The 19867-nt window shown below is 43.4% G+C and carries 13 protein-coding genes, 2 tRNA genes, 3 rRNA genes and 2 pseudogenes; 8 read left to right on the forward strand and 12 right to left on the reverse strand.

All coding sequences use genetic code 11. The features are described from left to right. Positions 1-37 precede the first annotated feature (37 nt). The 8 genes and pseudogenes from typA (at position 38) to rrf (ending at position 9501) form a co-directional block, all read left to right on the forward strand. On the forward strand, positions 38-1873 hold the full coding sequence (typA, locus tag ACZ42F_RS12365) for a translational GTPase TypA (protein WP_464279218.1): 1836 nt from the start codon (positions 38-40) through the stop codon (positions 1871-1873). Between the two features lie 24 nt (positions 1874-1897). Beyond that, positions 1898-2916, forward strand: a pseudogene (obgE, locus tag ACZ42F_RS12370) (GTPase ObgE). Further along, positions 2891-4047, forward strand: a pseudogene (gene proB / locus ACZ42F_RS12375) (glutamate 5-kinase). The pseudogenes obgE and proB overlap by 26 nt, the downstream one beginning before the upstream one ends. A gap of 292 nt (positions 4048-4339) precedes the next feature. After that, a 16S ribosomal RNA gene (locus ACZ42F_RS12380) occupies positions 4340-5903 on the forward strand. Positions 5904-5992: 89 nt separating this feature from the next. Further along, positions 5993-6071, forward strand: a tRNA-Ile gene (locus ACZ42F_RS12385). 17 nt (positions 6072-6088) lie between these two features. After that, positions 6089-6164: transfer RNA gene (locus tag ACZ42F_RS12390), tRNA-Ala, on the forward strand. Positions 6165-6279: 115 nt separating this feature from the next. Continuing rightward, a 23S ribosomal RNA gene (locus tag ACZ42F_RS12395) occupies positions 6280-9336 on the forward strand. A 49-nt stretch (positions 9337-9385) separates the two neighbouring features. After that, positions 9386-9501: ribosomal RNA gene (rrf, locus tag ACZ42F_RS12400) — 5S ribosomal RNA — on the forward strand. Together the 16S, 23S and 5S rRNA genes with 2 tRNA genes alongside form the textbook arrangement of a ribosomal RNA operon. 139 nt (positions 9502-9640) lie before the next feature. On the opposite strand, the gene ACZ42F_RS12405 is transcribed toward rrf, so the two are convergent. The 12 genes from ACZ42F_RS12405 to ACZ42F_RS12460 all read right to left on the reverse strand — a co-directional run bounded on the left by ACZ42F_RS12405 (position 9641) and on the right by ACZ42F_RS12460 (position 19805). Further along, positions 9641-9919 carry a type II toxin-antitoxin system RelE family toxin gene (locus tag ACZ42F_RS12405; protein ID WP_464279219.1) on the reverse strand — a complete coding sequence of 93 codons (279 nt, stop codon included), beginning with the start codon at positions 9917-9919 and terminating at the stop codon, positions 9641-9643. A gap of 70 nt (positions 9920-9989) precedes the next feature. After that, positions 9990-10133, reverse strand: coding sequence for a hypothetical protein (locus ACZ42F_RS12410; protein ID WP_464279220.1), 144 nt, complete (start codon positions 10131-10133; stop codon positions 9990-9992). A 73-nt stretch (positions 10134-10206) separates the two neighbouring features. Then, on the reverse strand, positions 10207-11184 hold the full coding sequence (locus tag ACZ42F_RS12415; RefSeq protein ID WP_464279221.1) for an IS3 family transposase: 978 nt from the start codon (positions 11182-11184) through the stop codon (positions 10207-10209). Between the two features lie 374 nt (positions 11185-11558). Next, the gene (locus ACZ42F_RS12420; protein ID WP_464279222.1) at positions 11559-11687 is read right to left on the reverse strand and encodes a transposase; all 129 of its coding nucleotides are present in this window, start codon (positions 11685-11687) and stop codon (positions 11559-11561) included. A gap of 203 nt (positions 11688-11890) precedes the next feature. After that, on the reverse strand, positions 11891-12724 hold the full coding sequence (locus ACZ42F_RS12425; RefSeq protein ID WP_464279223.1) for an HAD family hydrolase: 834 nt from the start codon (positions 12722-12724) through the stop codon (positions 11891-11893). Further along, positions 12714-13421, reverse strand: coding sequence for a hypothetical protein (locus ACZ42F_RS12430; protein WP_464279224.1), 708 nt, complete (start codon positions 13419-13421; stop codon positions 12714-12716). The genes ACZ42F_RS12425 and ACZ42F_RS12430 overlap by 11 nt, the downstream gene beginning before the upstream one ends. A 143-nt stretch (positions 13422-13564) precedes the next feature. Next, positions 13565-14161, reverse strand: a complete 597-nt coding sequence (locus ACZ42F_RS12435; RefSeq protein WP_464279225.1) for a glycosyltransferase family protein — start codon at positions 14159-14161, stop codon at positions 13565-13567. Positions 14162-14176: 15 nt separating this feature from the next. Beyond that, on the reverse strand, positions 14177-15160 hold the full coding sequence (locus tag ACZ42F_RS12440; RefSeq protein WP_464279226.1) for a glucosyl-3-phosphoglycerate synthase: 984 nt from the start codon (positions 15158-15160) through the stop codon (positions 14177-14179). Further along, complete coding sequence (locus ACZ42F_RS12445; RefSeq protein WP_464279227.1) at positions 15148-16308, reverse strand: M20 family metallopeptidase; 1161 nt, start codon at positions 16306-16308, stop codon at positions 15148-15150. Before ACZ42F_RS12445 ends, ACZ42F_RS12440 begins: the two co-directional genes overlap by 13 nt. Positions 16309-16325: 17 nt before the next feature. Next, positions 16326-16697, reverse strand: coding sequence for a phosphomannose isomerase type II C-terminal cupin domain (locus tag ACZ42F_RS12450; RefSeq protein ID WP_464279228.1), 372 nt, complete (start codon positions 16695-16697; stop codon positions 16326-16328). A gap of 13 nt (positions 16698-16710) precedes the next feature. After that, positions 16711-18426, reverse strand: a complete 1716-nt coding sequence (locus tag ACZ42F_RS12455; protein ID WP_464279229.1) for a sugar phosphorylase — start codon at positions 18424-18426, stop codon at positions 16711-16713. 104 nt (positions 18427-18530) lie between these two features. Next, a complete protein-coding gene (locus ACZ42F_RS12460) occupies positions 18531-19805 on the reverse strand; it encodes a glycosyltransferase (protein WP_464279230.1) in 1275 nt (424 codons plus the stop codon). Between the last annotated feature and the right edge of the window lie 62 nt (positions 19806-19867).

Below are 19867 nucleotides of genomic sequence, written 5' to 3' on the forward strand. Positions count from 1 at the left end.
TTGTATTTTTTTTCATCTCTAAAAAAAGGAAAATTTTATGTCCTGGGAACAAAATGAAAAGATTAGAAATATTGCCATTATAGCCCATGTTGATCATGGCAAGACCACCCTGGTAGATAGTATGTTAAAACAAAGTGGTCTTTTTAGAGACAATCAGGAAGTGGCTGAAAGGATAATGGATTCTCTGGAGTTAGAACGGGAAAGGGGGATTACCATTGCTGCCAAAAACTGTTCTTTTTTCTATGAAGGAGTGAAGATTAATCTTATTGATACTCCTGGCCACGCTGACTTTGGAGGAGAGGTAGAGCGTGCTTTGTCCATGGCTGATGGGGCTATTTTGCTGGTGGATGCTTCAGAAGGTCCTTTGCCTCAAACTAGATTTGTTCTGCAAAAGGCCCTGGAAGGCAATTTGGCCCTTATTATTTGTATCAATAAAATTGACCGTAAGGATGCCAGACCGCAGGAGGTTTTAAACGAGGTTTATGATTTGCTCATAGAGTTAGGAGCTTCAGAGGAACAACTGGAAGCGCCTGTGCTTTATACCATTGGTAAGGAAGGAGTGTGTTTTGAAACTTTGGGTGGAGAAAAGCAGGATTTAAAGCCACTTTTCAGGACTATTTTACAAAATATTCCTGGACCTGGTTTTGACCCCCAAAAGCCTTTTCAGATGCTGGTATCAGATCTGGGCTATTCAGACTACCTGGGACGTCTGGCCATAGGTAAGGTTTTTCACGGAGAGGTAGAAGCTAAAGAAAATCTGGTCTGTATCTTAGCTGAAGGAGAGCAAAAACCTCTTAAGGTCTCTAAATTGCAAGTGTACGAAGGGATGGAATTAAAAGAGGTTTCCAGAGTTTTTCCTGGAGATATTGTGGTGTTATCAGGCCTGGAGGACGTACATATTGGAGATACCATCTGTACCCAGGAAAATCCGCAACAACTACCCAGGATTAGGGTTGAAGAGCCTACAGTGTCCATGCTTTTTAGTATCAACACCTCTCCCTTAGCTGGAAGAGAAGGGGAATTTGTGCAGTCTCGCAAAATTAGAGAGCGTTTATTTAAAGAAACTTTTTTAAATGTAGCCATTAAGGTGGAAGAAACAGAGGATAAGGACTCCTTTTTGGTCAAGGGTAGAGGTGAATTTCAACTGGCTGTACTGGTAGAGACCATGCGGCGGGAAGGTTTTGAATTTTGCGTGGGCAGGCCCAAAGTTATTCTGAAACAAAAAAAGGGGATATTAGAGGAGCCCATGGAAAACTTGTTGGTAGATTGCGAAGAAGTGTTTATGGGAGTGGTGACAGAAAAACTTTCTTTACGCAAAGGTAAGATGCATTCTCTGCTTAATAATGGTCAGGGTAGAGTGCGCATGGAGTTTCTTATCCCTTCCAGAGGCCTTATTGGCTATAGAGATGAATTTTTAACTGACACCAAGGGCACGGGCATTATGCACTCTTTGTTTGCTGGTTATGCTCCCTATGCTGGAGATATTCCGGGCAGAAGAACAGGTGCTCTGGTCTCGGACAGGTCTGGACAGGCTGTGGCCTATGCCCTGTTTAACCTGGAGCCTCGAGGCCGGTTGTTTGTTCGTCCTGGAGATGTGGTTTATGAAGGTATGATTATTGGTGAGCATAACAGGCAGAATGACTTGGATGTGAATCCCTGCAAGAGCAAAAAGCTTACTAACTTGCGGGCAGCAGGCAAAGATGACGCTGTGATTTTAACCCCGGTTTTGCCTTTAACTGTAGAACAGGCCATTCACTTTATTAAAGATGATGAACTGGTAGAAGTAACCCCCAAAAGCATTCGCTTGCGCAAAGCAGTCTTATCTGCCAAAGAAAGACATGTCCTGGCTGGTAAAGAAAAAAGCAAAAACTAGCAGGAAACTAAAAGGGATTTTAAAATGCGTTTTATTGATGAAGCAGAAATTTTGGTGCGGGCTGGCAAAGGCGGGCGAGGTTGCGTTTCCTTTAGGCGAGAAAAGTTTATTCCCAAAGGTGGACCTGATGGTGGAAGTGGAGGCAAGGGCGGAGACGTTTATTTTTTGGCCAGCAACAGACTGCTGACCCTTTATGACTTTAGGTTAAAAAGAGTTTATGAAGCTCAAAATGGACAGCCTGGCATGGGCAGTCAGTGTGATGGTAAATCTGGAGAAGATTTGATTATTGAGGTGCCTGTGGGTACTTTGCTTTATGAAGTGCAGGCAGAAGGCAAGAGAGTCCTAATTGCAGACCTGGATAGAGACGGGAAAAAGGTATTGGTGGCTAAGGGCGGTAAGGGTGGAAAGGGAAATATGTATTTTAAATCCCCTACCAACCAGGCTCCTCGTTATGCCCAGCCAGGCCTTCCTGGAGAAGGAAAAAAATTTACCTGGAGTTAAAACTCATAGCTGATGTGGGACTTTTGGGGCTACCCAATGCAGGCAAGTCCACTTTTTTGTCTGCCATTTCTGCAGCCAAGCCCAAGATTGCTCCCTATCCTTTTACCACTCTGGTTCCCAACCTGGGAGTGGTTGCTGATGAGAAAGGCCAGAAAATGGTAATAGCAGACATTCCAGGCCTTATTGAAGGGGCTCATCTGGGGCAGGGCTTGGGAGATAGGTTTTTAAAACATGTGGAAAGAACACGGTTTTTGGTACACATTTTAAGTATAGAAGAAATTGTGCCAGAAGAGCCTGAGGCTGGTTTTCAGTTGATAAATGAAGAACTGGAAAAGTTTAACCCTGCTTTGAGTGAAAAGGAACAGATTTGGGTCGTGAACAAGATTGACCTTTTAACCCCAGAAGAGCTAAGAAAATTAAAGGAAAAGTTTCCCGGTGAAGTCTTTTTTATTTCTGCCCTTAAAGGTGAGGGAGTAGACGAACTTTTAACTTATATGTGGCAAAGATTTTACGCCTATGAAGACAACCAGGCAAAATTTTGAACAATTTAAACTGGATAGCTTAAAAAGTGCCAAAAGGGTGGTGATTAAGGTCGGGAGTGCTGTCTTAACTACTCCCAGGGGCTTGGACTTGCGAGTTATCTCTCGCCTTATTGACGATATATCCCTGGTTCACGATCAGGGTAAGGAAGTGGTCCTGGTTAGCTCAGGAGCAGTGGCTGCAGGCTGCAAGGTGATGTCTTCTTGTAAGCTAAAGCCAGAGCTTACCTATAAGCAAGCTACCTCTGCTATTGGCCAGAGCAGGTTGATGCACCTTTACGATGAAGGCTTTGCTCGGTTTTCCAAAGTGACTGCCCAGGTATTGCTTACCCGTGATGACTTAAGGGATAGGGAGCGTTTTCTAAATGCCAGGAATACCTTTCTCAAGCTTTTAGAATGGAGAGTGATTCCTGTGGTAAATGAAAACGACACTGTAGCTGTGCAGGAGCTAAAATTTGGCGATAACGATCAACTGGCAGCTTTAATTTTAAATCTGGTAGAGGCAGACTTGTTTATCAATCTTACCTCAGCCCAGGGTGTTTTTGATAAAAATCCTCAATTATACCCAGAAGCCAGGAAAATAGACTATATCGAAGACATTACTTCTTTGGATTTAAATTCTTTGTGTGAAGGCAGTAGTGCAGAAGGCACTGGCGGTATGTATAGTAAGCTTTTGGCTGCTAAAAGGGCAGCCCAGATTGGAGTGCCTACAGTTATTCTGCCCGGTAAAGAACGCTTTATTTTGGAGAAACTTTTTCAGGGGCAAAATGTGGGTACCTGGGTTTTGCCAGAAGAAAAAAGATTTCCCGGCGAAAGTTTTGGCTGGCCTATAATCTGGACCCAGAAGGAAAGGTCATTGTGGATAAGGGAGCTGGTCTTGCTTTGCAAAAGGGGAAAAGTCTGTTGCCTGTGGGCATTAAAGAGGTGGAAGGGGAGTTTGGGAAAGGTGCTTTGTTAAGTATTCTAAGTGAAGATGGTGAGATTATAGGCGTAGGACTTAGTAATTATAGCTCTGCTGACATCGCCAAAATGTTGGGCTGTAAAAGCTCAGAACTTAAAGACTTGCTGGACGAATCCTTTGTCTATCCAGAAGTTATTCACGCCGACAATTTGCTACTCAAAGCTTATTTTTAATAATTATAGGCTGTTATAAGAAAAAAATATTTTTTTAAAAAAAGTTGTTGACTTTTTTTTAGAGCTCGTTAAAAAGAGCACCTTCGCACGTGAGGGCGAAAAGTTCTTTAGACAAGAAAATAAGGTTTTCGAGACTTTCACAAGGAAAGCGAAAAAAGTTGAAAAAAGTGATTGACAGCTGACTCGGTTTTGAATAACTTAGAAAGTCTCGACACGATAAAAACTTTTTGTTCTTTGTCAATTGAATAGCGAGAGTGATGGTGTGAGGTAAGGTTTAAGGAGTTTAGAATTATAACTGGAGGGTTTGATTCTGGCTCAGAATGAACGCTGGCGGCGTGCCTAACACATGCAAGTCGAGCGAGAAAGCCACCTTCGGGTGGTGAGTAAAGCGGCGCACGGGTGAGTAACGCGTGGGTTATCTACCTCTAGGACAGGGATAACACTGCGAAAGCGGTGCTAATACCTGATAAGCTAGTCAATTATTAAGTGGTTGGCTAGGAAAGGGTGGCCTCTCGGAGAAGCTACCGCCTAGGGATGAGCCTGCGTCCCATTAGCTAGTTGGTGGGGTAATGGCCTACCAAGGCTACGATGGGTAGCCGGCCTGAGAGGGTGACCGGCCACACTGGGACTGGAACACGGCCCAGACTCCTACGGGAGGCAGCAGTGGGGAATATTGGGCAATGGGGGAAACCCTGACCCAGCAACGCCGCGTGAGGGAAGAAGGCCTTCGGGTCGTAAACCTTTGTCAGGAGGGAAGAACTCTTGGTAGTCGAACAGGCTGCCAAGCTGACGGTACCTCCAGAGGAAGCACCGGCTAACTCCGTGCCAGCAGCCGCGGTAATACGGAGGGTGCGAGCGTTATTCGGAATCACTGGGCGTAAAGCGCGCGTAGGCGGCATGGCAAGTCAGGTGTGAAAGGCCACGGCTTAACTGTGGGACTGCACTTGAGACTGCTGTGCTAGAGTTCGGTAGAGGGTAGTGGAATTCCCGGTGTAGGGGTGAAATCCGTAGATATCGGGAGGAACACCAGAGGCGAAGGCGACTACCTGGGCCGATACTGACGCTGAGGTGCGAAAGCGTGGGGAGCAAACAGGATTAGATACCCTGGTAGTCCACGCTGTAAACGATGGACACTAGACGTTGGGTGGTTAGATCCGCTCGGTGTCGAAGCAAACGCGATAAGTGTCCCGCCTGGGGAGTACGTCCGCAAGGATGAAACTCAAAGAAATTGACGGGGGCCCGCACAAGCGGTGGAGTATGTGGTTTAATTCGATGCAACGCGAAGAACCTTACCTGGGCTTGACATCCTGCGAACCTGCTGGAAACAGTGGGGTGCCCTTCGGGGAACGCGGAGACAGGTGCTGCATGGCTGTCGTCAGCTCGTGCCGTGAGGTGTTGGGTTAAGTCCCGCAACGAGCGCAACCCTTGCCCTTAGTTGCCATCGGGTAAAGCCGGGCACTCTAGGGGGACTGCCGAGGTTAACTCGGAGGAAGGTGGGGACGACGTCAAGTCATCATGGCCCTTACGCCCAGGGCTACACACGTACTACAATGGTGGGTACAAAGGGTTGCGAAGCCGCGAGGTGGAGCTAATCCCAAAAAACCCATCGTAGTTCGGATTGCAGTCTGCAACTCGACTGCATGAAGGCGGAATCGCTAGTAATCGCGGATCAGCATGCCGCGGTGAATACGTTCCCGGGCCTTGTACACACCGCCCGTCACACCACGAAAGCCGGTTCTACCCGAAGTCAGTGAGCCAACCCGTAAGGGAGGCAGCTGCCGACGGTAGGGCTGGTGATTGGGGTGAAGTCGTAACAAGGTATCCGTACCGGAAGGTGCGGATGGATCACCTCCTTTATAGAGAAAGAACTCACCACACTCTCGCTATTTAATTATGAAGAGCAAGGAAGAAGGTCTTTGAAAAGGAGTTAAGATAGGGTTTAGATGGGCCTATAGCTCAGTTTCGGTTAGAGCGCACGCCTGATAAGCGTGAGGTCGATGGTTCAAGTCCATCTAGGCCCACCATAAGTGGAGGAGTAGATGGGGGTGTAGCTCAGCTGGGAGAGCGCCTGCCTTGCACGCAGGAGGTCATCGGTTCGACTCCGTTCACCTCCACCAGGAAGAGAAGGGTTTAGAATGGAGTATCTAGGTGTAGACTTAGGTACTTCAGATAAGCCTAGAAAAGGGTTCATTGAGAATTAAATAGGGGTAAAAAGGGAAGAGCGGGAAAATAGGTTAAGATATTAAGGGCAATCGGTGGATGCCTAGGCGCCAGGAGGCGAAGAAGGACGTGGGAGGCTGCGAAAAGCCTCGGGGAGCCGCCAAACAGGCTTTGATCCGGGGATTTCCGAATGGGGTAACCCACCTGGAGTCATATCCAGGTATCCCGCACCTACTTTACTTGTGACCGTAGGGGTTGAGGTATGTAAGGTTGTCGCAAGTAAAGTAGGTGCGGGAGGCGAACCCGGGGAAGTGAAACATCTCAGTACCCGGAGGAGAAGAAATTAAAAGAGATTCCCTGAGTAGCGGCGAGCGAAAGGGGAGTAGCCCAAACCGTGTGGCTTGCCACGCGGGGTTGTGGGGCTGTCCACAAGCGATCCATGAGTAAGTAGCAGAAGCACCTGGGAAGGTGCCCCATAGAGGGTGAAAGGCCCGTATGCGAAACTGAAAGTGGCGCGGACAGTACCCGAGTACTGCGGGGCACGTGGAACCCTGTGGGAATCTGGGGGGACCATCCTCCAAGGCTAAATACTCCCTGGCGACCGATAGCGGATAGTACCGTGAGGGAAAGGTGAAAAGAACCCCGGGAGGGGAGTGAAATAGAACCTGAAACCGATTGCCTACAAGCAGTCCGAGTCCCGCACTCACTTTAAGTCGAGGTGAGTTGAGATGAACCTGAGAAGGGTTCGCGGCTTAAAGTGAGTGCGGGATGAGGGCGTGCCTTTTGCATAATGGGCCAGCGAGTTAATCTGCAGTGCGAGGTTAAGCCTTTAAGAGGTGGAGCCGTAGCGAAAGCGAGTCTGAAGAGGGCGATAAGTACTGCGGATTAGACCCGAAGCCGGGTGATCTATCCATGGGCAGGGTGAAGGTAAGGTAACACTTACTGGAGGCCCGAACCGGTGTAGGTTGAAAACTACTCGGATGACCTGTGGATAGGGGTGAAAGGCCAATCAAACTCGGTGATAGCTGGTTCTCCCCGAAATATATTGAGGTATAGCCTCAGGCGATGACTTGCGGAGGTAGAGCACTGGAAGGGCTAGGGGCCCCACCAGGTTACCAAACCCTACCAAACTCCGAATGCCGTAAGTTTAGCCTGGGAGTCAGACTGTGGGTGAGAAGGTCCATGGTCGAGAGGGAAACAGCCCAGACCGTCGGCTAAGGTCCCTAAATGTACACTAAGTGGGAAAGGAGGTGGAGCTACTGAGACAGCCAGGAGGTTGGCTTAGAAGCAGCCATCCTTTAAAGAAAGCGTAATAGCTCACTGGTCTAGTGGCTCTGCGCCGAAAATGTAACGGGGCTCAAGTGTACTACCGAAGCCACGGCTGAGTACCGTAAGGTACTCGGGGTAGGGGAGCGTTCTCTACGGGAAGAAGGTATACCGTGAGGTGTGCTGGACTGTAGAGAAGTGAATATGTTGGCATGAGTAACGATAAAGAGAGTGAGAAACTCTCTCGCCGTAAGCCCAAGGTTTCCTGGGTAAAGCTAATCTGCCCAGGGTTAGTCGGTCCCTAAGGCGAGGCCGAGAGGCGTAGCTGATGGGAAGCAGGTTAATATTCCTGCACCTGTTGGTTAGTCGTTTGAGCGAAGGGGGGACGCAGAAGGGTAGGTCAGCCGACTGTTGGAATAGTCGGTTCAAGCCTGTAGGCGGGGAGCTTAGGCAAATCCGGGCTCCTGTTAACGCTGAGGGGTGAGTACGAGTCTATAACGGACGAAGTGACTGAGCCCATGCTGCCGAGAAAAGCCTCTAAGCGAGACTAACTGGCAGACCGTACCGCAAACCGACACAGGTGGGCGGGGTGAGTAACCTAAGGCGCTCGAGCGAACTCTGGTTAAGGAACTCGGCAAAATGACCCTGTAACTTCGGGAGAAGGGGTGCTCTTGGTGGTGAAGGTAGAACTACTGGAGCTGCTGAGAGCCGCAGAGAAATGGTGGGGGCGACTGTTTACTAAAAACACAGGTCTCTGCGAAGTCGTAAGACGACGTATAGGGACTGACGCCTGCCCGGTGCCGGAAGGTTAAGGGGAGGAGTTAGGGGTAACCCGAAGCTCTGAACCGAAGCCCCGGTAAACGGCGGCCGTAACTATAACGGTCCTAAGGTAGCGAAATTCCTTGTCGGGTAAGTTCCGACCTGCACGAATGGCGTAACGATCCCCACACTGTCTCAACCAGAGGCTCGGTGAAATTGAACTCCCGGTGAAGATGCCGGGTACCCGCAGCAGGACGGAAAGACCCTGTGCACCTTTACTACAGCTTGACATTGGGTCTTGGATTATCATGTGTAGGATAGGTGGGAGACTGGGAAGCCTGGACGCCAGTTCAGGTGGAGTCGTCCTTGAAATACCACCCTTGGTAATCTAGGGCTCTAACCCAAGGCAGTAATCCTGCTTGGGGACAGTGTCTGGTGGGTAGTTTGACTGGGGCGGTCGCCTCCCAAAAGGTAACGGAGGCGCGCAAAGGTTCCCTCAGGCTGATTGGAAACCAGCCGTTGAGTGCAAAGGCATAAGGGAGCTTGACTGTGAGAGAGACATCTCGAGCAGGGACGAAAGTCGGCCTTAGTGATCCGGTGGTTCCGCATGGAAGGGCCATCGCTCATCGGATAAAAGGTACGCCGGGGATAACAGGCTGATCACGCCCAAGAGTTCACATCGACGGCGTGGTTTGGCACCTCGATGTCGGCTCATCACATCCTGGGGCTGGAGCAGGTCCCAAGGGTACGGCTGTTCGCCGTTTAAAGTGGTACGCGAGCTGGGTTTAGAACGTCGTGAGACAGTTCGGTCCTCATCCGCTGTGGGCGTAGGAGACTTGAGGGGGTCTGTCCCTAGTACGAGAGGACCGGGATGGACGATCCTCTAGTGGACCTGTTGTCGCGCCAGCGGCACAGCAGGGTAGCTATGATCGGACGGGATAACCGCTGAAGGCATCTAAGCGGGAAGCCCTCCCCAAGATAAGGTCTCCCCTCATCTTCGGATGACTAAAGGACCCTGGAAGACTACCAGGTAGATAGGCCGGAAGTGTAAGCGCAGCGATGCGTTCAGCTAACCGGTACTAATAGTCCGTGAGTCTTAACCTTAATTTTCCCAAAAACTCTTCCCTAAACCCCTGTTTAATAAAAATTTCGTCCTGGTGACCATAGCGGAGGGGAAACACCCGATCCCATTCCGAACTCGGAAGTTAAGCCCTCCAGCGCCGATGATACTGCCTTCCTAAAAGGTGGGAAAGTAGGCCGTCGCCAGGACTTTTTTTTTACCCAAATAATACTTCACACTTTGACAAGAAAAGGATGAATATTCCTTCATCTTAAATTAGCTCAAGGATAGCAGCTTATTGGGCATAATTGGGGGGAACGCTAGCGGAATAGCTGTGAGCTTTTTTTGTTAGGCATTCTTCACTTCTTTCAATATGTTATCATAATCTGAGTGTGACCCCACCCAAAACCAAATTATTTCACCGTCCCGTTGTATACCCAGTGCACGATAATCCTTTGATATGCGAACTGAATAGATAGGTAATTTTGAGTGTACTCGTTTGAAACGGAATCCTGGATGATAAGGGTCTTTTTCAAATTGGATGTAAGCTTCCTTTGCTTGTTTTTGAATTTGTTTTGGTAATTGAGCCAGTAGGTTACGAAACCGTTCTGTGGTATGGGATATCATAGTTGATTAACATTTAGTGGTTTTGTCTTACCTTTTGTATGTTCTTCAAGCGCCTCATTCGCTAGCTTATCTAATACATCTTCTGATTCAGCAAAAGTCTTCTCCCACTTTTTTCAGATATAATTTCATCAATCAACCAGCGTGCGAGAGCATTTTGTTCTAGCTCTGATAATTTTGATGCTTCTTCAAAGGCTTTTTCAAGTAGTTTAGTCATGGTTGCTCTCCTGTGTTTTTATTCTTACGCCTCACATAGATTATGTAGGTGACGTAAAACATCTATAAGGTATTTATTCACTCCCATTTTCGGAATTTGTCAATAAAGATGTCACCAAAGGCCATGCCATTTTTTCCATCAGCAAATAAGGTTGTTCGTTAACTGGATTAAGGTCTACTGTAAGGACTGGGTTCCAATTGCGAACATTTCCAGACCAGCGCTCTGGATGTTTGGAGCGAGCCCTTTTGTAAACCTCTTTCCGCTTGGCCAAAATCTCATTGTCTAGACCTGAATGTCGTTGCTCAGGAGTAACAAACTTAATTTTACTATGATAATGCTTACTATTATACCATGTAACAAACTCCAAGCACCATTTTCTGGCCTCTTCTATATTTGAAAATCTACCAGGATACTTAGGACAATATTTAACTGTCTTAAAGAGGGATTCTATATAGGGATTATCATCACTAACATGAGGACGACTAAAAGAACGAATAATTCCTAAATTTTGCATTGTGGCTAACATAGTAGATCCCTTCATGGGCTTGCCATTATCTGAATGGATTACCAAGCCCTCTCCTGTTATCTTTTCTTTAAGAAGGGCACGTTTAAGCACCTTTGTAGCTAAATTACTCCTTTGTTCAGTATATACTTCCCAGCCTACAATCTTATGGCTATAAATATCAATATACATATAAAGATAGAAAAACATCCCCTGTATACAACTAGGCAAGTAGGTAATATCCCAACTCCAGACCTGATTGGGGCCTGTGGCTCTATAGTGTTTGGGCCTAAAATATGTCCTGGGCTTAGACCTACCTCTATGGGTCAATTCCCCTGCTTCCCTAAGAACTCGGTAAAAGGTGCTCTCTGATCCTATGTATATTCTTCTATCAGCCAACATTGGAACTATCTTACAAGGAGGTAACTCTCTGAAATCCTTTGAATGACAAGTATCTAATATCTTCTGTTTCTCTTGTTTAGATAGCTTATTAGCAGGATTTCTTAAAACATCCTCCCTTCTGTCCTTTAAGGTATCCCTCTTTTCCATCTCTGATAGGTCCTTATTGATATCCCAATAAGTTCACATGCCTTTTTCAATCTAGCCCCCTCTTTTTTGGCTTCATCTATAGCTTTATACACAACTTCTTTCTGTTTAAAGTACCAATAGAGCCGTAGTCTCTGCTATGGTCTTGTCTTTCTTCCTTATCTCTCTTTCTAACTTAACTATCTTTTGTTTTAATTGCTTTTCTTTCTTCTTAAACTTCTTACCAGGTTGTCTGTCAATATTTTCCAGACAAGACTGTTTCCATTTCTCCAAGGTAGATGGATAAATGCCCTTTTCCTGCAAAATTCAGCTAACTCTACCTCATTCATTGAGGCACTTTGAAAAGAAGGTTAAGTTTTTCCTCTGCTGTAAATTTTTTATTCATAGAGTAACGTCATCACTGTAGTATATGGAATTCCATTCTCCCTTGCAATATCAGCAATTGTCTTTGATGAGGCAAAAATTTGTTTAAGTACACTTTCTTTAACATTATCAGGATATACCATAAAAAAATCTCCTACCGCCCAGGTTGAAATTCCCCCTTCCCCTAGGGGGAAGGATAACAAGATAAGAGAACTAATATACCCTCATCTTAAACTAGCCTGGGCGACATCTTCCCTGACATGTTGGGATAATTATTCTATATTGGTATTCAAAGAGAAGTCTATTTTTATAAATTCTATAAATAGAAAATATGTTTTTGTGAAGTTTAGGGATAATACATACCTATTTCCTTTAACTCACTTATAATATCAAAATTGGTAATATTAAAATTATAACGATAACTTCGTTTATTTACTGCCAGTAAACATCCTTTAAAACCCACTTTAGTACCTGGATAGATATCTTTGTAAACATCATTACCTACATATAAAACCTGGTCAGGAGAAATATGCCATTTAGCCAAAGTTTGTTGGGCCTTTTGAAATAATCCTTGGGAAGGTTTGGCCATTTTTTCCTTATAAGACCAAAAACAGAGTTCTGGATTAAAATAATGAGTTAATTTTTGTCCTAGAAAAAACTCCAGACTTAAGGGAGTATAAAATTGGGCATTGGAAATAATCCCCAGCAAAACCTTTTTTTCCTTTAGCCAGTTTAAAAGTTCTTTTAACCCTGGCATAGGCCAGATGGGATTGCTTAACAATTCATAGAGAAAAGCAAATTCCAGGATTTTTTCCAGACTTAAATTTATTCCTAGATGTAGAAAAAAGGTTTTCCAGATGTGTACAATATCTACTTCTGGATACTCAATTCCTCTATCTTTTTTCTTTTTATGTTCTTGAGCTATTAGCTCTAAAAGTAAGTTGGTAGGAGAGGATGGCATTTTTAACAGAGGTAAGTCTAGTTCTCTAGCTGTCTGATAAAAAAAAGTTTCTTTTAACTCACTATCTTTACCTATGTCTCCAGCACCAGAAATAAGCAAAGTTCCATAGACATCAAACAGAATACATTTAGGAGAAAAAGGAGTTATCTGGCGTTTCACCTTTAGCGGAATGGGCTCTAAAGGTTTTAAATGTTTTTTTAAAATGGATTTATACTTCATCTATCTTTAATAAGCTCAAGTTTTCTGGAGATAAAAAACACTCCAATAATCTTTTACTATCTGCAAAACCTTCTAACTTACTTTGTTTATTTGTCGCCTCTAAATAAATATTTTTTAACTTAAATATATAATTAGAAAGGCTAAAATTTTTTTCTATTTTTTTCTTATTCTCTTCAATTAGATGATAATCTATGTTTTCTGGTAAGTTAAAAATCTTTTCTTTATGTTTTATTATCTTTTCTAATACTTGCATTTGTAGTTCTTCATCTAATTTTCCAAAATCTATTTGCTTGTTTTGTGTCCAATTACTAATTGTTTTATCTATAAAGTCCTGTTTTAAGGGCAGTGAGTATAAAGCAAATAAGGATTTTATTTTGGTGTGTATTTTTTGATGGAGAAGGTTTTGATTTAACTTATTTAAAGAAATTTTTAAACTGGGATAAAGATAGGGTAGTTTTATTTCTTTTTCTTTAAAATCTCTAGTAATTTCAGGTAAATCTCTGCCAAAAAGAGCTTTATTATTTAACCAGGGTTCCAGGAAAACCAGACCAAATCCTTCTGTTATGCTGGTGGTGAGGCAAAAATGAGCTTCCTTTAGGAGTTGTTCGTAGGGATAGGTATTAGCTAGTTCCAGGTGAAGAGGTAGATTATGGGTTTGAGCAAAATTTTTCCAGAGTTTAAAATAGGGGCGTTGCAAAGGATTTTGCGGTCCCAGGGTGGTGGCAAAAACATCATTAGCCCTTGCCTGGGTGGACCAAAAAATAAGTTCGCCTATATTTTTTCTTCTAATTCCTCTGGTGGGATAGAGCCAGAGTCTTTGCCGGGGGAAAATATTTTTTTCTAACTTAGCTGAAAAAAGGTATTTTGAATGGGATTGGGTAAATGATGGAGATTGGAACTACCTCCTGCGTATTGAAAAAACTTTATGTCCCTGGAAGTTAAAAAGAGGTAATGGAGGTGTGGACCTTGAGGATACAAGTAGGTGGAAAGATTTTCAAAGTTATTTTCTCCCAGATGTTTTAAAAGTAACTGATAGTTTCCAGGCCTTCCATCTTCAGCAAAATCGTGAATATGCAAAAAAAGGGGAAATCCCTCCTGGGCAAGCCCGTAGACCACCTGAGGCAAGAGAAGGTTTTTGCCCAGGTTATGATTATGGACGTGAAAAATATCTGGGAAAGTGCCAAATACACTTTTGCTAACTTTTAAGATTTCTTTTTTTAGTTCCTGAGCAGAGATATTTTGAGGGCGCTTGCCTTCATAGGCAAGCCCTTTAATTACTTTTACTGGAGTGTTTATCTCTAAGCTACTTGGGGGAGCTTCTCCGCAGAGGATAAGGAGCTTGAAAGAAGGAGATTGCTCCAGGGCTTTTACAGTATTCAAAATGACCTTTGTCACCCCACCAGGTTGAAGATGGTAGTGAATAAACACAATGCGCATGGCTTTTTAATGAGGTTATAGAGGATTTAGTCCCATTTTTTCCCGGTACTCTGGGACCTGAAGCATGGGAGGCCTTTCTTCTTCAAAGATTTCATAGACAATTTGTTCGTAAGTGTCTTTTTTTACCTGAAATTGTCGCAGATAATAGGAAAGTTCAGGCAAACACTCCAGCATTCCTTTTTCCTTTAGGCGCTTGAAAAATACTCTTAAAATGCCAAAGGCCATTTTTCCCAAATCTCTAGTGGATTGATGGCGGTGTACCCTTTTGTCCAAATCTGTTTGGGCAAGAGCTTCCAGGCCCCAGTCTGAGTAGACGTCTATTAAGTGAGAAGTCTCTACTCCATAACCTATGGGAAAGGGTATACTTTCCAAAACTTCCCTTCGCACTGCGTATTCGCCAGATAAGGGCTGGATAAGGGCCGTTAATTCCGGGAAAAATAGGGAAAAGAGAGGTCGAATAAGTATCTCTGTAACTCTTCCTCCTCCAGAAGGGCGTATCTGGTCAGAAAGGGCCAGGGGCCTATCATAAAAGGCCTTTACGTATTTTATTTCTGGCCTAAAAATTAAAGGGGCTACCAGGCCATAGACAAAGCGAGGATGGATATTTTTAATATCTGCGTCTACGTAAACAATGATATCTCCTTTTAATTGATAAATAGCTTTCCACAGATTTTCACCTTTGCCCCGTTTAAATCCCCACCTGGGCAAGATTTCTGCTGAAAGATAAACATCAGCTCCAAAGGAAGCAGCAACTTCTAGCGTTCTATCTGTAGAGCCAGAATCAATGACCGCCAGTTCATCAATAAGGGGATATTGCTCCATAAGTTCAGAGCGAAAAATAACAATTTCCTTTCCAATGGTTTTTTCTTCATTTAAAGTGGGAATGCAGACAGAAATAGTAAGGTTTTGTTTTTCTTTGGCTTCAACTAAGCGCTTGAGGTCTTCAAATTGACTGTGGTGAAAGGTATTGGTTTGGAGCCAGTTATTTATGTTCTGCATAGATCTATCTCCTTGTCTATAAGAAGTAATAGACCTATGAGTTGAGCCAGACCTTTACTGCAGGGCTCTATTTCTATGTATTCATCTAGGTAATGCAGATTATCTGCATTGGTAAGTCCAAGGCAAAGAGCTGGTATATTGTGCTCCACAAAAGGAGAAATAACAGGAGAGTAAATATTGTCTTGAGGGGTAATATCCAGTTTTTCCTGGATATTTCTGGCCTTTAAAACCAGAGGATGAGATGAATTAAGCCCTCCAGCAATACTAGTGGCAATGGTTTTAAGATGGACAGATAAGCCCGGGTGTTGAGAGATATTATCCAGGATTTGATATATCTTTTGAATAAGATTTTTTATGGTTTGATCAGAATTGCTGCGAATTTGAAATTTTAAATTACAACTGCGGGCAGGATATTTATGAGAAGCTCCACCTTCAATGCTTCCCAGGGTTAAGACAGTATGTTCTTCTTCAGCTAAGGGTAGGGTTTTTAAGCTTTGAATGATCTGGCAGATCATCTCAATGGCGCTTGCTTCACTTAAACGGCGATTTATCTGACAGGTTATCTGCCCTCCAAAGGTGGACATGGAGCGAAAGTTTAAGCGTCCTAAAGGAGAGCCTTCTAAAAGTAGGGCACAATGGGGCTTTTTCTGGGTATTGGCAAGAAAAAATTTTAGCCCTTCCTGGTTGCTTTGTTCCAGGCTTTTTACTGCTCCTAAAAGGATTAAATCATTTTCCAGAGTTATATTTAATTTTTTTAAAAAAATGGGCAAAGAAAGCAAGGTGGCCACTCCCAAACTGTTGTCAGCCACTCCAATGCCCCAGACTTTGTTTTCTTCTAGAGTGTAGGTGTGATTGGCTGTAATTTCAAAGGGAACATCCACATGAGCAGTGAGTAAAATGGAATGCTTTCTTTTGCTTCCAGGCAAGATGGCCACAGTATTGCCTATTTCATCTGTGGCACAGTTTTCCAGGCCCAGTTGTAAAAATTTTTCCAGGATAAAATTTATCCTTTCTTCTTCCTGACCAGAAGGTGCAGGAATTTCGCCCACAAGTACCAGGTTGGAAAGAAGTATTTCCCTATATTGCTCTACTTTGCGGGCTAGGTTGGTTATTCTTTCAAGGGGATAGGTTCCTTGAGTCGTGGCCATAAAGGACTCCTTCTGGGTTATTTGCGGCCATAGTCATCTTCTAGCCTTTCTATGTCGTCCTCACCAAAATATTCACCCAGTTGTACTTCTATGAAAACTAAGGGGGTATTTTCTTTGTTTTCCACTCGGTGTAAGGCTTCTCTGGGAATGTCCACAGCCATGCCAGGTTCTAAAGTAAGAAGAGAGTCATTTAGGGTGACCGTAGCTTTTCCTGCAACCACTAACCAATGTTCTTGTCTTTTCTTATGCCTTTGTAGGGACAGTCTTGCCCCTGGCTTAACCACAATCCTTTTGACCTTGTGATCTGTTTCATCTGCTAAAATGGTAAAGCTACCCCAGGGACGATGCTCTGTAATTTGTAAAAATTCTTTTTGCTCCAGGTTAGACATAAAACTCTCCTTCTTAAACTGGTTTAAACCAGAGATAACCATAGGGAGGCAGGTTTATCTCTTTGGAGATAATATTATCAGTTAAAAGGTCTTTTACTTTATTAAGGCCTGATTCAATTTTGTCCAGAGGTATGGTCCTGGAATTTTTAGTTAGATTGTAAAGACAAAATACACTTTCACTTTCTGTACCTGGTATACGCTTTAAACCCAAAAGTCCCTTTTCCAGGTTTAATACTTCTTGCTTACTTTCATGGTGAAAGGCGATATGGTTTTTACGGGCCAGGAGCATCTTTTTATATTCCTTAAATACTATGTATTCTTTGCTTTTAGGATTATTTAATTTGTTTTTTAATTCTTCATATTGAAAAATAGGCCTATTTATAGACCTGTTTTGTTTATTCTTTTCTACTCCTTCATAATAGTTGGAAGTGCCAAAGAGACTGGGTAAATATATTCCAGGTATTCCCTGTAAGCTTAACATAATGGCTTGAGAGCATAAAAAGCGTTGGATTTGTAAGGATATATTATCTTTGTCCTCTGGATCTTTTAGGGCATCAAAGTAGGTAATATTTAGTTCATAGGGCTTTTGAGTATCTTTTTCCTGACGATAGGAAACCAGACCTCCTAAATCCTGGATGGTCTGGACTAAATTTTCCAATTCTTTTTCAGAAATAAGCCCTTCCAGAGGCCTAAGGCCAATACCATCGTGAGAAGCTGTAAAATTAAAAAAGGTGCAATTTTCTGGAGGAGAGATATTCTGGAGCCATTGGGTTAAAAGCTGGGAATCTTGGTGGTGAAAGGAATAGAGTAGAAGGGGTGGAAGACTAAATTGGTATACCATATGGGCTTCATCTTGTTCACCAAAATAACTGTAATTATCCTCTTGAGGGAGATTGGTTTCAGTAAGGAGCAGTACTCCTGGCGCTAAATAATCTATAATATCTCTAAAGAGTTTTACTACCTCGTGGGTTTGAGGAAGATTGAGACAAGAAGTGCCTATTTCCTTCCACAGGTAGGCAATAGCATCCAGGCGAATAATCCTGGCTCCCTTAAGGATATAAAAGAGAAGGATATCCAGCATTTCTATAAGTACATCCGGGTTTTTGTAGTTTAAATCTATCTGGTCTTCACTAAAGGTAGTCCAGACCCATTTAGTGCCCAAAACTGTATCCACTGGAGTTAACAAGGGAGTGGTTCTGGGCCTTGCTACCTGGGAGAGATCAGTTTTAGGATCTACTTCTATAAAGAAATCTAGAGCAGGCAGGATGCCTCCAATATAGTCTTGAAACCAGCTGGAGCACTTGGAAACATGATTTAACACCAGATCTACCATGAGGATATATTTTCTGGCAATGCGCTCTATATCTTTCCAGTCTCCAAGCTCTGGATTGACTTTGCGATAGTCTATTACAGAAAAACCATCATCAGAGCTATAAGGGAAAAATGGAAGAATATGGATACCTTGAATATATTCTTGAAGCTGGGAGTCCAGAAATTGAAGCAGGCTTTGCAAGGGAACTGTGCCTTTTTCTTGAATCATATGTCCATAGGAGATGAGAATGGTTACATTTTGTTCCCAGAGAGAAGGGTCCACTTTAGAAGATAAATTTTCATAACGGGCAACAAGCAAGGCTATTCGATCTAAAATACGGTTTAAATTGGCCTGGGGATAGAGAAAATTTAAACGCTTTTGCAGGTGCTTTTTAAAGGAGTCTTCAATACGCCACATCATTTTACTCCTTGTTACTATTTTTTATTTTCTCTATTTTAATAAAGGAAAAATAAAAAAGAAGCAAGTAAAGGCCAAAAAAATAATAAGTAAGGATGAAAGTTTTAAGAAAGTTGATGGGTGATATTATTTAAAAGAGTGGAAAGGGAATAACGAAGAGTTTTATAACTATAGTAGCGTTGGGCCAGGGCATAATTGAAGTTGACCAGTTCCTGGCGGTAAGTTTCATCACTTAGAAGAATTCTTACTTCTTCTACCAGTTCATTGGTTACAATTCCATGCATGGTTGGGACCCAGAAGCCTTTGGGCGCAATGTCTCGTACCCACACCGGATAACTATTGATAACAATAGGTTTTTTAAAATAAAAGGCTTCTAACAGGGCATTACCAAAGCCTTCGTAGATACTTGGATACACTACCAGGTCAGCCTGCTGATAGATATCTGAAAGAATATAGATTTTTTTTCCTGCACAACTGATTCTGCGCCGATAATTTACCCTGTCTCCAAAAAAGATGATTTCTACTCCCATGGATTTAGCTAATTCTTGCAATTGATATTGGTATTCAGACCCCTCATCTCCTGCAGGGTGGGAGACAACCAACTTGCACTGAGGGTCATTTAGACGGTGAATAAGATTTATGCTGTGCTCTATGCCTTTTCGGGGCACAACTCTTGTGGGTTGTAAAATAAGTTTATCTTCTGGAGATAAGCCCAGATCTTGCCTCAAATCCTTTGCCCAGGGGTGGGGCTCTTCTGGAGGAGGATTGTCAAAGTCCAGGACATTGGGCACCAGGATAGAAGGCACGCCTTTGCGTAAGGCCAGTTGTTCTCTAGCACTTTGATTGATCACCACATGTTGCAGTTGGACATCCCTGGGAGGAAAAGCCATATCCAAAAGATCAGGCACACAATTAACCTGGAACCTATCTCTTTCCCAGTAAAAATCGTGATAATGGGCAATGGCCGGGATACAGGTTTCAGCTAAAAAGCTGGTAATGGCTACTCCTAAAGGAAGGTGCATAGGGATAGCCAGGGCATTTTGAATAATCAGGATGTCTATTTGAAAATTTTCTACAAATTCGTAGAGAGTTTTTTTGAGATATTCACTTAAGTCATAAATGCGGCGGGTTACTTTGGGAGAGCGTTTGACCTTTCCCCAGATATGACGGTTTATCCACTCATTGTCAGGATGGGCAAAGTAGGCTTCAGGTATGCAAAAGGATTCTTCTTTAGGAGTTTCTAAAAGCCCTGCATACCAGAAACATTTGTGTCCTTCTTCTTTGAGTACTTCTCCCCATTTAGCAGCTTCTAAAGAAACACCGTCAGTACCTGCAAAACGGGTAGAAACAAATCCTATGTTATATTTTTGCTTATGCATAAAAATTTTTGTTGGGTAAAAAATAATTTTCGGGTATAGCTCCTTTTAAAATATGTCAAGCA

The sequence above is a fragment of the Desulfonauticus autotrophicus genome, from assembly GCF_055381725.1.

Bases quoted from the DNA above. Each gene is read 5' to 3' on its own strand.
- typA (WP_464279218.1), top strand. From the start codon at position 38: ATGTCCTGGGAACAAAATGAAAAGATTAGAAATATTGCCATTATAGCC.
- ACZ42F_RS12405 (WP_464279219.1), bottom strand. From the start codon at position 9,919: ATGATATCCCATACCACAGAACGGTTTCGTAACCTACTGGCTCAATTA.
- ACZ42F_RS12410 (WP_464279220.1), bottom strand. From the start codon at position 10,133: ATGACTAAACTACTTGAAAAAGCCTTTGAAGAAGCATCAAAATTATCA.
- ACZ42F_RS12415 (WP_464279221.1), bottom strand. From the start codon at position 11,184: ATGGAAAAGAGGGATACCTTAAAGGACAGAAGGGAGGATGTTTTAAGA.
- ACZ42F_RS12420 (WP_464279222.1), bottom strand. From the start codon at position 11,687: ATGGTATATCCTGATAATGTTAAAGAAAGTGTACTTAAACAAATTTTT.
- ACZ42F_RS12425 (WP_464279223.1), bottom strand. From the start codon at position 12,724: ATGAAGTATAAATCCATTTTAAAAAAACATTTAAAACCTTTAGAGCCC.
- ACZ42F_RS12435 (WP_464279225.1), bottom strand. From the start codon at position 14,161: ATGCGCATTGTGTTTATTCACTACCATCTTCAACCTGGTGGGGTGACA.
- ACZ42F_RS12440 (WP_464279226.1), bottom strand. From the start codon at position 15,160: ATGCAGAACATAAATAACTGGCTCCAAACCAATACCTTTCACCACAGT.
- ACZ42F_RS12445 (WP_464279227.1), bottom strand. From the start codon at position 16,308: ATGGCCACGACTCAAGGAACCTATCCCCTTGAAAGAATAACCAACCTA.
- ACZ42F_RS12450 (WP_464279228.1), bottom strand. From the start codon at position 16,697: ATGTCTAACCTGGAGCAAAAAGAATTTTTACAAATTACAGAGCATCGT.
- ACZ42F_RS12455 (WP_464279229.1), bottom strand. From the start codon at position 18,426: ATGTGGCGTATTGAAGACTCCTTTAAAAAGCACCTGCAAAAGCGTTTA.
- ACZ42F_RS12460 (WP_464279230.1), bottom strand. From the start codon at position 19,805: ATGCATAAGCAAAAATATAACATAGGATTTGTTTCTACCCGTTTTGCA.